Raw genomic sequence first — 11036 nt, 5'->3', positions numbered from 1 at the left:
CAGAAGTGAAACCGCTCAGCGCCGATGGTAGTGTGGGGCCTCCCCATGTGAGAGTAGGACATCGTCAGGCATCAAAAAAGCAAAAACCCCTATCGGCGCTGCCGGTAGGGGTTTTTTGTTTTTAATCCAATTCGATTTCTCATTTCGTATAAAGTTAGTTGCTGATTCTGGTTGGATTATTTTACTAAGGACGTTTATCCTCGAGAATCGTTCAGGTGACATACAGGCTAAATCCACGCAACGTGAACATCCAGATTACTGGACCACGATCAATGGGGAACGCTTATGACCTCTGGAAGCACTAACAAGACCATTAGAGAAGCAGTGGCAGTATTCTACGATGGTGAACAACTGAAAAAGACCGTAAATGCCTTGTTTGAAGCTGGTTACACCAACGATCAGATTGGTTTGCTGGCAAGCGAAAACTCCATCAAAGCCTCCCTGGGCGATTTTTACCACAGAACCAATGACAGTCAGGATGCAGGTCAAAAGCCTGTCACTGCCTTCGTCGGCAAGAAAGACGGCGAGACAGAGCAGGGTTCTTTTGGTGGCAGTCTGTTCTTCATAGGTACCACAGGTGCAATGGGCGGGGTTGTCGCATCTTCCGCTGTGCTGGGCGGTGCCTTGATGGCGGCTTTAAGCGGCATCCTCGCCGTTGGTCTGGTGGGAGCTCTTGCCGGCAAAATTATCCATCAGAGTGACGCAGATTATCTGCAGCAACAGATTGATGAGGGACATATATTGCTGTTTGTACGGATAACCGATGAGGACAGTGAGAGAGAACTAAGTAAACTGCTCGAATCAGAAAGCGGTGACAAGGTTCGTATCTGTGAGATTAAGGTTTGAGCCTGAATCACTTTTCTGAACCGGGTCGGCTAGAAATGCTCAGCTACTGAGCCGGCCCGTCAGCCATATCCTCCGTTCCTGCAATACCTTTCAAACCATCCTTCCTGACGCTCTTTATCAATCTTGGCTCGCTATTTGCCTGATTATTGGCTAGTAGTCCTTTCGTACGCGCTGCGCATTGGCTGTCAGTCCGTACCTGGTCTCTGGTGTATCAGTACCTGTCACACTCAGAGAGTAATATTCTGCGCGGGGGGTCGTTATGATCTGTGACATGTTAGTTATTGGGGGCGATGGGGATCTGGCTTACAGAAAACTGTATCCAGCACTGTATCATCTGCACGTCGCCGGATGTCTGTCCCCCTGTCTGAAGATTGTCAGTGTCTCCCGTACTCAGGACAAACACGACTCATTCAGAGATAAAGTGCTGGAAAAGCTCTCAGAATATCTGGATGTTGAGGCCGTAGACTCTAAACATGCGCAAAATTTCGCATTGCGTCTATTCAGTTATGCCGTTGATGCAACCAGCGAGACTGAGCTGCGGGTTCTGAGCCGGGATGTGTTTACTGATACAAAAAGGGATTTGATAGTTTATCTGGCTACCCCCCCAGGAATTTTCGCGCCTGTCTGTCAGTCACTTTGGGCCGTAGGGTTGGTACGCCCCAATATGCGTCTGGTGATAGAGAAGCCCCTGGGACATGATCGTGAAAGCTTTCTGGAAATTAACGAAAGCCTGATGGGGATCTTTGATGAGTCACAGATTTACCGGATAGATCATTATCTTGGTAAGGAAACTGTCCAGAATCTTCTTACATTGCGGTTTGCAAACGCACTTTTTGAGCCCCTGTGGAACCATACTTACATTGATCATGTGCAGATTACCGCCGCGGAAACAGTCGGTGTGGGCGGTCGCTGGTCTTTTTACGATAAAGCCGGTGCGCTACGTGATATGGTCCAGAATCATTTGCTGCAACTGCTTTGTCTTTTGGCAATGGAGCCGCCGGCGTCACTCGACCCCCATGCAGTACACGACGAAAAACTCAAAGTGTTAAGAAGCCTGGCACCAATGAAAGGCAAGGCGGTCGCTGAGCACACTGTCAGGGCTCAGTACAGCCAGGGTTCGATTGGCAACAAGATCGTTCCTGCCTACCTTCAGGAAGAGGGTGCAGAAGGCAGATCCGCCACTGAGACCTTTGTGGCCATCAAGGCGCATATCAATAACTGGCGCTGGGCTGGCGTTCCGTTCTATCTGCGCACCGGGAAGAGGCTGGCTCGCCGTTACTGCGAGATCGTGGTGCAGTTCAAAGAACTTCCGCATGCGATCTTCCCGGATCAGACTGGGGCAGGAAATGCGAACAGACTGGTAATACGACTTCAACCTGAGGAAGGTATCCGTTTGCATTTACTCAACAAAGTGCCAGGGCTGGACGAACAGAATCCGCTTGAGCCGGTGTCTCTTAACCTTTCGTTAACTGAAGCATTCACGGACCGCAGACTGCCAGAGGCGTATGAAAGGCTTTTGTATGATGTGATGCGAGCCAACTCTACATTGTTCATGCGCGCGGATCTTGTGGAAGCCGCGTGGTCCTGGGTTGACGATATTCGCAGTGGCTGGCAAAGCAGCAAACAGAAAACGGTTTTCTATCCGGCAGGTAGCGTGGGTCCCACGGAGAGTGTGGCACTGATAGCACGCGATGGCCGCTACTGGCAGGATTGATGATGAGCTGGTACCTGCATGAGTTTTCTAACAACGACAGCCTGGTCACAGAGTTGACCGATCGTGTCGTACGGCTGATCAAAACCGCCGCCGCTGCACATGGTCATGTATCTTTAGCGGTGTCTGGTGGCAGGACACCCGTGCCGCTTTTCGAGAAACTTTCTACTCAGCCACTGCCCTGGTCTGATGTGATAGTAAGCCTGGTGGATGAGCGCTGGGTGGACGAAGACCACGCAGATTCCAATGCTGCGCTGGTGCGTCGATCACTGCTCAGCGGAGCAGCCGGCGAGGCGCGCTTTATTCCGATGAAGCTGTCGACAACGGATGCTCACGCCGCTCGGCCGCAGCTGGATGCATTGCTGCGCGTGCATGTCATGCCGCTGGATATCGTGCTGCTTGGCATGGGCGAAGATGGCCATACTGCATCATTGTTTCCGTCCGCCAGGGGGCTGAGTGAGGCATTGGATATTTCCCGGACAGAGTTCTGTAGCGTCATCGAAGTTGAGGGCATGGCCTATCCGCGCATGACTTTAACACTACGAAGTCTACTGACGGCTCGTTACCGGTTTCTTTATGTAACCAGTCAGCGCAAGCTCCAGGTACTTGAGCAGGCGTTCCAGCCCGGCGCCGTAGAAGAGCTACCGGTGAGAGCCATCCTGCATTCTCCGGGCATCACAACACATATCTTCTACACTCCAGAAGACTGAAGGCACAGGGGGTTCACCATGGTGACGATTCATCCGGAAGTCGAGGCTGTAACAGCAGATATCCGTCAGCGCAGCCGAGAGCAGCGGCAACGTTATTTGAACCAGATGTCAGAAACGATGAAGCGTTTGCCTCCGCGCAAAGGCTTGTCCTGTGGAAATCTGGCTCATGCCTGGGCGGCTTGTGCCTCGCATGAGAAACAGGTGCTGGCCAGCATGCAGCAGCCCAACCTGGGGATGGTTACGGCATATAACGATATGCTTTCCGCACACCAGCCTCTGAAAGACTATCCAGAACGGATCAAACAGTTTGCCGCTGAAATTGGTGCCACGGCTCAGGTAGCTGGTGGTGTGCCAGCCATGTGTGACGGCGTGACTCAGGGACAGCCCGGCATGGAGCTTAGTCTGTTCAGTCGGGATGTGATCGCCATGGCTACCGCAGTAAGCCTGTCGCACAATATGTTTGATGGGGTTTTGTGTCTCGGCGTCTGCGACAAGATTGTTCCGGGTCTGCTTATTGGTGCACTGCAGTTCGGCCACCTGCCAGCGGGATTTATCCCGGCTGGCCCAATGGGCTCGGGTATTCCGAACAAAGAAAAGGCCATGGTTCGCCAGCGCTATGCGCAAGGCAAGGCAGACCGCGAGGAGCTGCTGGCTGTAGAGTCTGGTTCATATCACAGTCATGGCACCTGTACTTTCTACGGCACCGCCAACAGCAATCAGGTAATGGTTGAAATGCTGGGAGTACAATTGCCGGGAGCTTCGTTTGTGCATCCGGACGACCCTCTGCGTCATGCTCTGACCCGGGCCACGGTGCAGCGTGTGGTCGCTGCTTCAGCCAACTCTCAGCACAGTCGACCACTCGCCGCGCTGGTGACGGAGTCATCGCTGGTCAATGCTGCCGTTGCACTGCTGGCAACGGGTGGCTCTACCAACCACACTCTCCACCTGTTGGCGATTGCCTCCGCTGCGGGTATCACTCTGCGCTGGTCGGATCTTGACCGTCTGTCGCGTGTAACACCCTTACTGGCTCGCGTGTACCCCAATGGCGAGGCGGACGTGAATACATTTCAGGCAGCTGGCGGCATGGCTTTTCTGGTTAGAGAGTTGCGCGGCGCAGGTCTGCTGAATGAGGATGTTGTGACCCTGATGGGAGAGGGTATGGCCGACTACGCCAGACGTCCTGTATTACAGGACTCAGGGGAGGTAAGCTGGGTTGACCACGAGGCAGCGAGCACGCGCCATGACGTCCTGCGCCCGATCAGTGATCCCTTCGTGTCCGAAGGCGGATTAAAAATGCTGCAGGGAAATCTTGGCGAAGGAGTGGTCAAAACCTCAGCAGTGGCTGAGCAGCATAGGCGCGTGACGGCGCCCTGTCGTATATTCGACTCGCAGGAGGCGCTTGGTGCAGCGTTCAAAAACGGCGAGTTGACCGGCGACCTTGTGGCCGTTGTTCGCTTTCAGGGGCCACGCGCCAACGGAATGCCCGAGCTGCACCAACTGACACCAGTGCTGGGATCGCTGCTCGACAATGGCCAGCAGGTTGCGGTTGTCACAGATGGAAGAATGTCTGGCGCCTCCGGCAAAGTGCCTGCAGCAATTCATGTGAGCCCTGAAGCGCTGGACGGCGGTCCACTGGCAAGACTCTGCGACGGAGATGTGCTGACCCTGGATACCGTGACAGGAGAGCTTAAAGTGCACCTGGATGATCAGGAATTGGCGCAGCGACCATTGGCGAGCCCGCCACCAGAAGATCTCTTGCAGACCTCCCTGGGCAGGCAGTTGTTTACCAATATGCGGGCAGTGGTCGGTCCAGGCAATCTGGGCGCGAGCAGCCTGTAAACGTTGTATCAGCATGCTTGAACAGGAGTATGGCAATCATGGTTTACCTTCGTGAGCAGCTTGATGGTGTACGGGTGCTGCCGGTTCTGCAGGTCGAGTCTGAGGAGCAGGCAGTTGGTTTGTGCCGGGCGTTGCAGGCCGGTGGATTGACAGGTGTTGAAATCACATTAAGAACAAAGGCTGCGCTGGCAGCCATCAGCGCGGTAAAGAAAACCCTGCCTGATCTCATGGTTGCAGCTGGTACTGTCAACAGTACTCGCGATATGGAGTCAGTCGCTGCGGTGGGTGTCGACATAGCCGTCAGTCCGGGCTTGACGCGACTGCTGTCCGACTGCGCGCGAGATCTGAGCATGCCATTTCTGCCGGGGGTCAGCACGGCTTCGGAAATCCTCGGGGGGCTGGAGCTTGGTTATACGACATTCAAGTTTTTCCCCGCGGAAACCAGTGGCGGCGCCGCAGCACTCAGCGCTTTTGGTTCCCCATTCCAGGGAGTCAGCTTCTGTCCAACAGGAGGCATAAATCGGGAGAACCTGGCAGACTATCTGAAGCTGCCCAATGTCATCTGTGCCGGCGGCTCCTGGATGGTGCCAAAGGATCTGCTGGCGGACCGTGACTGGCAGGCCATTGAAACTCGGGCGCGACAACTGGTTGAGTTTCTGGATCAGCTTAATGTGAGGAAATCCTGATATGTCCGCTCCAGTACTACTGGCCGATATTGGCGGCACACATGCCAGGCTAGCGTTGTTCTATCCGCATTCCAGGCCACAGGAAGATGCTGCTGCCCAGCTATGGTGCGTCGAGAAATTGCGTTGCGCTGATTTTGGGCGAATTCAGGGCGTTATTAATGCCTATCTGACACTACCCGAAGTCAGGAAGCATACTGCGCCTGAAAAAGCTGTGCTGGCGGTAGCGGCGCCAATCGACCAGTCAAAAGTAAAATTCACCAACTCCGCCTTTGAATTTGATACCGTTGAGTTGGCCGCCGAGCTTAAGCTATCGGTCAAGATTCTTAATGACTTTGAAGCTCAAGCCTACGCACTTGCATGGATACAACATCTGCCCGTGCGCTGGTTACAGGAAGGTGCTCAGTCTGCATACGAAGGACTTCGCACCACCGCGGGCCCGGGTACCGGTTTCGGTGCCGCAAGCCTGAGTCGTGGTGGCGAGGTGATTAGCTGTGAACCCGGACATGTCGCTTTCGCCCCGCAGAATCAGCAGCAGGTCAGGCTCCTTTCCCAGTTGTGGTCGTGGTATCCGCGGGTCACTGTAGAGCATCTGGTTTCTGGCCCGGGGATTGCAAATATCTATGCAGCACTCAGCACCCTTGGAGGTCAGCCAATGACGCCGCGCGAGGCTCCGACTCCGGAAGCCATCAGTTCGCAGTTTATCGACGATAAACAATCTGTCGACTCGACCTCCTTTGCTGTAAACACCATGAGCATGTTCAGCTCAATTCTCGGGGCTGTATGTGGCGATCTGGCATTGGCGCATGGCTGTCGAGGAGCCTTTCTGGTCAGCGGCCAGCTGATTGCCTCATTGGGTAGAGGCTTCGATGAACGACTGTTTCTTGAGGCTTTTCATGACAAGGCTCAATATGCAGACTGGTGCCGGGCGATCCCGGTAGGCCTGCTGCAGTCTGACTGGCCTGGTCTTCAGGGTTGCGCGGCCTGGTATTGTCTCAACCGTTGAGTCAAAGCCCAAGGCGCGGGATGGTGAATAGAATCACCACCCCGCACGTGTCATGTTTACTGCTTTCGAAACGCGTATATGGCGCCCAGTACGACCGCAATCACACCGCCAATCAGATACCACATTGTTTCATCCGTGAAGCGACCAGTGACTGCCTCTGTTACTTGCTCTCCCACAGACTGGGATGACTGCCAGCCAAAAAATAACAGCAGTACACCGAGGACCAAAAGAACAATACCGATAACCTGTTTGCTTGGCATAAAAAAACCTCCGCAATTGATGGTTGGAATCTGAATTCATGCTGCTGTAGGTGCTGTCGTTTCCTCCCCTTTGGCCGACGGGTGTCAGTGTTCAGGCCCGCGTTTCGATAATGCGAACCCAGTGAATTGGCAAATTTAGCTGGCTGGCGGCGAGTTTTATGCATACCAGCAATGGTACGGCGAGCAGGACGCCGATAAAGCCCCACAGCCAGCCCCACATGATCAGCCAGAGCATCAGGACCAGAGGGTTCAGCCGCATATGCTTGCCAAGAATTGTGGGCGTGACAAACTGAGCTTCCAGACCATTGATGGCAAAAAAGATCAGTGCAGGCACGACCGAGAATGCCGTGAATCCATATTGAGCCAACCCAGCCAATGTGAGGACAGTCAGACTGATGAACATCCCTACATACGGTGCGAAGTTGAACAGTCCAACAAGAACTCCCCAAAGCAGCGCATCTTCTACCCCAATTATCCAAAGCGCGGCAGCAGTCGTTAATCCGAGCAGGGCGTTGATGATACTCACCGTCAGTATGTAGCGGGACAGCTCAACTTCGATGGTGTCCACCAGGCCGTGTGCGGCATCTTTATCGCTCACTTGTGGCAGGTATGTGATGGCAGAATCGAACAGTCGAGGGCCAAACACGAGCAGAAATATCGTCAGGGTCAGGCAGGTTATCAGCTGCGCGAGAAAAACCGGGGCTACACCGAGCAGGTAGACCACAATTTCTACGCCACCCTGTGTGATTCTCTCTGTCACCGCGCTATTGCCGTCGTCCTCAGCGCCTTCTTCGTCTGCGTCATCACGTCCGAACAATCTGGAAAAAAAATCCCGGGAGGGATCATTTTCGCTGGACTCCTGTGTCTCGCCTTCAAGCGCGGAGGTCAATGTGTCTATCTGTTGTGTGAAGTGCGCAGACAGTTCTGGGACTCGCTGGGCCCACTTTTGCGCCGGTTCAGCCAGTTCCATGCCCAGCAGCGTAAATGGGACCGCAAGAATACAAAGCAGTGAGACCGCCGACACCACACCTGGTACATGGAAGCGTCGCAGGGCCTTCACGGCTGGGCCGAGCAGCAAGGTAAGCAGCAATGCAACTACTATCGGAACCAGGAGGGTTTTTGCGAAATACAGTGTGTAAATAAATGCCAGTGCAGCGAGTAACTGCAAAGACCTTGCGGTTATCCGCGAGGGAGACATTCGTCTGCTGGACGGTCGCTTTTTGTCCGTTGCATCCATGAGTAACGGGGGTCCTAAATTGGGTTGATAATCCTTATCAGCAGCGGCTGTAAACGCTTGGCAGTAATTACTGCTGATAAAAGTGCTGACAGTCGTGCGCGTCCGGTTGCTTTACTGGCAATCAACCCTGCCGCTATTCCACCGAGAGGAGCCAGCCACCCATAATGACGGTGGATCAGCTGCAAGGGGCGCCGGCCTCCAATCCAACACTGCGTTCTGGCGGCCAGAACCTGGTACTCAAGAGTCCTGATGTGATCCTGTCGGTCTTTGCGGTTCATTTGAGAAGTCCTTGCTCATCTCGCGGATATGTTTGCGTGTCACTGGAAGAGAAAGTGAGCGACGGTACACCGAGATCAATCGTATCAGTAACAACGCAGTCAGACACTGGATCAGAAAAAAGCTGAGGAAGCCGACCCAGGGTGCCTCAAAATACGAGTAACTTAGCCATGATAAAAATATAGATAAACCCAACCAGCTCAACAGAACCAGTGGAATTAACAGGAAGGCGCATAACAGCAGACGGCTCAGATCACCGGCGGCCAGCCGAAGTTCTGCTTCGAACAGGCGCGCCAGTGTGCGTGCGAGAACAATAAGCTGATTCAACCAGTTGAACCAGATGTCGATCTCACTGCGCTGTGTCGCGCGCGCCTGGGCCTGTTCGTCTTCCGGCGAATCGCGATACTGATCGCTCATGCGCGTATGCGCCCTAGCGTTTGAAGAACACTTGAGATAACAGGTACCCGCCGATGAACGCGAAGGCCAGCGCATTTATGGGCTTTTCGCGAGCGTAGTCGCTGATAGACTTGGCAATATCCTCGGCTTTTTCGCTACCTTTGATCAGTTCATCAAGAGCCTCTTCTTTAAGCTCTAGTCCTGCCGAACGGGCAGCTTCCCGAAAATGCGCTTTCGCCTCCAGCAGCTTTTCAAATGCTTCGCGTGCCTCAATCTTGCTCACGCTGATGTCTGCTTCCGATCCTTGCTTCTTGGCAGTCGCCATAACAGCTCTCCTTTTGCGAGTTGGCGTGGATGTAGCCTCAGACTTGTTTCTTCATACTAATTAAACTCGGGACAACTGGCAAATCAGTGTCTGCCTGGCTATCACTAGATATTGATCAGTATCACGTACAGCAGGGCGCCCGTCATACCGAAAGCCAGGAATGCGAGCAGGCCATCTCTTGAAATCAATGCCAGCCCAAAAGCCATCCAGATGGTTCCGGCTATGTTGGCGCTAAACGGAATGAATTCCAGTGCTGGTGTTGTCATCGCCACCAGAATACTGATGATCGCAATGATATAGGCGGCGACGCCGTGAACCAGCAGTGTGAATCTGGGGCGCAGCACGCTGTCAATGGCATTGGCGGGGCGCTTGAACCAGCCAATGGCTTTGGTCAGTTTGTCTGCGGAAATCGAGCGCTGCAACAACCAGTCTGGCAGCCAGAAATGCTCTGACCTGAATAAAACCTGCCCGATCATCAGTATGACAATCAGACCCATGGTGATGGGTACGCCCGGTATGTCGCCGACAATCGGTGCCATCGTAATCAAACCTGCCAGCAGCAGGACTGGGCCGAAGGTCCGGGTACCTATCACATCCATGGCATTATCAACTGAGACGACCTGCCGCTGTTGCGCCATCGTCTCAAGGCACTCCAGCATGTCCTTCAGGTCATGGATGTCCGGTGATTGCTCGTTAGCCTCAGTAATGGCAAACCTCCTGTTAACGAGAAAAACCTGGCGTCTCCGGTATGGTTCTAGCCTGGCATGGGGCTGACACCGATCAGGTAGACATGCAGATACATGGCAAAAACCGCCCAGGACACGATGCCGATAACGATGGTCATGATGTCGCCTTTCAGCGTACCACTGCTATAAGTCACTGCGTTGACACGATCGCGACGTCGCAAAATCACGAACCCCATCACAGCCCATGCCAGGAAGCCGCCGAAGAGCAGGATATCCGCGAGTGAGCCGTTGGCCAGCAGATGCGCCAAGGCCCAGAACTTTACACCCAGCAACATCGGGTGCCCGATTCGGGCTTTAATTCGATTGGCAGGTACGTAAGTCGCAACCAGCAAAATGAATGCTGGCAGCGTCAGCAGCAGAGCCAGGTGCCGCAAGCCCGCTGGCGGCTGCCAAAGCCAGAATGGCGTCTGTCTGGCGATACCGTAACCGTAGACAATCAGCACCAGGGATACAACTGACAGCACGGAGTAAACGCCTTTCCAGCCGCCAGCGCCCATTCGCTCGATCATGCGGCTGCGCAGCGACGGATAGAGAATTGAGGCGGAGTGCATGGTCAAGAAAATCACCAGGCCCGTTATTAGCATTATCATGTTGGCTCATCCTGTGTCTGCTGGGTATCCCGTGCAGAATATCGAAGTCGTGGGCGACTGCGCAATGACGCAGCGCCTTTAAATCGCTAGAATGCGGACAAAACTACAAAACTCTGGGGGAATGACATGTCTGATTTAATGATGGAAGGGCTGAACCTGGCCCTTTATGGCATGGGGTTCGTGTTTGTATTTCTTATTGTGCTGGTCGGCCTGACCACTGCCATGTCTGCCATCGTAGCCCGCTATTTCCCCGCACCGGTTGTTCCGGTATCCCCCCGAAGTAGTGGACGTAAGCCCGCTAAAGGCAATAAATCCAGCGCATCGTCAAATGATGAGCAGCAGCGCGTAGTGGCGGCTATAAGCGCCGCCATCAAACAGCACCAGAACACGCGGCGCGGATAGTTGCGCACC

13 protein-coding genes are annotated in these 11036 nt (G+C 54.0%); 7 read left to right on the top strand and 6 right to left on the bottom strand.

Features of this window, described 5'->3' with window-relative positions; translation table 11 throughout:
- The first annotated feature begins 285 nt into the window (after positions 1-285).
- From LVD14_RS13715 to LVD14_RS13690, 6 genes are all read left to right on the top strand, one after another.
- Positions 286-846: a general stress protein gene (locus tag LVD14_RS13715; protein WP_237134621.1), complete on the top strand. Its 561-nt coding sequence runs from the start codon at positions 286-288 to the stop codon at positions 844-846.
- 271 nt (positions 847-1117) lie between these two features.
- Positions 1118-2560 carry a glucose-6-phosphate dehydrogenase gene (gene zwf, locus LVD14_RS13710; RefSeq protein ID WP_237134620.1) on the top strand — a complete coding sequence of 481 codons (1443 nt, stop codon included), beginning with the start codon at positions 1118-1120 and terminating at the stop codon, positions 2558-2560.
- Entirely contained in the window at positions 2560-3267 is a 708-nt protein-coding gene (gene pgl / locus LVD14_RS13705) for a 6-phosphogluconolactonase (RefSeq protein ID WP_237134619.1), read from the top strand. The genes zwf and pgl overlap by 1 nt, the downstream gene beginning before the upstream one ends.
- 27 nt (positions 3268-3294) lie before the next feature.
- On the top strand, positions 3295-5106 hold the full coding sequence (gene edd / locus LVD14_RS13700; protein ID WP_237134687.1) for a phosphogluconate dehydratase: 1812 nt from the start codon (positions 3295-3297) through the stop codon (positions 5104-5106).
- A 38-nt stretch (positions 5107-5144) separates the two neighbouring features.
- Positions 5145-5792 (top strand): bifunctional 4-hydroxy-2-oxoglutarate aldolase/2-dehydro-3-deoxy-phosphogluconate aldolase, encoded by a 648-nt coding sequence (gene eda, locus LVD14_RS13695; RefSeq protein ID WP_237134618.1) that lies wholly within the window; start codon positions 5145-5147, stop codon positions 5790-5792.
- A gap of 1 nt (position 5793) precedes the next feature.
- On the top strand, positions 5794-6795 hold the full coding sequence (locus tag LVD14_RS13690; protein WP_237134617.1) for a glucokinase: 1002 nt from the start codon (positions 5794-5796) through the stop codon (positions 6793-6795).
- A gap of 56 nt (positions 6796-6851) precedes the next feature.
- On the opposite strand, the gene LVD14_RS13685 is transcribed toward LVD14_RS13690, so the two are convergent.
- The 6 genes from LVD14_RS13685 to LVD14_RS13660 all read right to left on the bottom strand — a co-directional run bounded on the left by LVD14_RS13685 (position 6852) and on the right by LVD14_RS13660 (position 10625).
- The gene (locus LVD14_RS13685) at positions 6852-7055 is read right to left on the bottom strand and encodes a DUF3185 family protein (RefSeq protein ID WP_237134616.1); all 204 of its coding nucleotides are present in this window, start codon (positions 7053-7055) and stop codon (positions 6852-6854) included.
- Between the two features lie 91 nt (positions 7056-7146).
- On the bottom strand, positions 7147-8223 hold the full coding sequence (locus LVD14_RS13680) for an AI-2E family transporter (protein ID WP_237134615.1): 1077 nt from the start codon (positions 8221-8223) through the stop codon (positions 7147-7149).
- A 306-nt stretch (positions 8224-8529) separates the two neighbouring features.
- Positions 8530-8985 (bottom strand): hypothetical protein, encoded by a 456-nt coding sequence (locus tag LVD14_RS13675; protein ID WP_237134614.1) that lies wholly within the window; start codon positions 8983-8985, stop codon positions 8530-8532.
- A 13-nt stretch (positions 8986-8998) separates the two neighbouring features.
- Positions 8999-9289, bottom strand: a complete 291-nt coding sequence (locus tag LVD14_RS13670) for a hypothetical protein (RefSeq protein WP_237134613.1) — start codon at positions 9287-9289, stop codon at positions 8999-9001.
- Positions 9290-9393: 104 nt separating this feature from the next.
- The gene (locus LVD14_RS13665; RefSeq protein ID WP_237134612.1) at positions 9394-9948 is read right to left on the bottom strand and encodes an exopolysaccharide biosynthesis protein; all 555 of its coding nucleotides are present in this window, start codon (positions 9946-9948) and stop codon (positions 9394-9396) included.
- A gap of 95 nt (positions 9949-10043) precedes the next feature.
- Positions 10044-10625 (bottom strand): NnrU family protein, encoded by a 582-nt coding sequence (locus LVD14_RS13660; RefSeq protein ID WP_237134611.1) that lies wholly within the window; start codon positions 10623-10625, stop codon positions 10044-10046.
- A 126-nt stretch (positions 10626-10751) separates the two neighbouring features.
- Between LVD14_RS13660 and LVD14_RS13655 the strand changes: the two genes are divergently transcribed.
- Positions 10752-11027, top strand: coding sequence for an OadG family protein (locus tag LVD14_RS13655; RefSeq protein ID WP_237134610.1), 276 nt, complete (start codon positions 10752-10754; stop codon positions 11025-11027).
- Positions 11028-11036 lie beyond the last annotated feature (9 nt).

This window comes from Pseudohongiella sp. O18, from assembly GCF_021729085.1.
Taxonomy (GTDB): Bacteria; Pseudomonadota; Gammaproteobacteria; order Pseudomonadales; family Pseudohongiellaceae; genus Pseudohongiella.
The sequence above is the reverse complement of the archived record's forward strand: the minus strand, read 5'-3'. Positions and strand labels throughout refer to the sequence as shown.

Bases quoted from the DNA above. Each gene is read 5' to 3' on its own strand.
- LVD14_RS13715 (WP_237134621.1), top strand. From the start codon at position 286: ATGACCTCTGGAAGCACTAACAAGACCATTAGAGAAGCAGTGGCAGTA.
- zwf (WP_237134620.1), top strand. From the start codon at position 1,118: ATGTTAGTTATTGGGGGCGATGGGGATCTGGCTTACAGAAAACTGTAT.
- pgl (WP_237134619.1), top strand. From the start codon at position 2,560: ATGATGAGCTGGTACCTGCATGAGTTTTCTAACAACGACAGCCTGGTC.
- eda (WP_237134618.1), top strand. From the start codon at position 5,145: ATGGTTTACCTTCGTGAGCAGCTTGATGGTGTACGGGTGCTGCCGGTT.
- LVD14_RS13690 (WP_237134617.1), top strand. From the start codon at position 5,794: ATGTCCGCTCCAGTACTACTGGCCGATATTGGCGGCACACATGCCAGG.
- LVD14_RS13685 (WP_237134616.1), bottom strand. From the start codon at position 7,055: ATGCCAAGCAAACAGGTTATCGGTATTGTTCTTTTGGTCCTCGGTGTA.
- LVD14_RS13675 (WP_237134614.1), bottom strand. From the start codon at position 8,985: ATGAGCGATCAGTATCGCGATTCGCCGGAAGACGAACAGGCCCAGGCG.
- LVD14_RS13670 (WP_237134613.1), bottom strand. From the start codon at position 9,289: ATGGCGACTGCCAAGAAGCAAGGATCGGAAGCAGACATCAGCGTGAGC.
- LVD14_RS13665 (WP_237134612.1), bottom strand. From the start codon at position 9,948: ATGCTGGAGTGCCTTGAGACGATGGCGCAACAGCGGCAGGTCGTCTCA.
- LVD14_RS13660 (WP_237134611.1), bottom strand. From the start codon at position 10,625: ATGATAATGCTAATAACGGGCCTGGTGATTTTCTTGACCATGCACTCC.
- LVD14_RS13655 (WP_237134610.1), top strand. From the start codon at position 10,752: ATGTCTGATTTAATGATGGAAGGGCTGAACCTGGCCCTTTATGGCATG.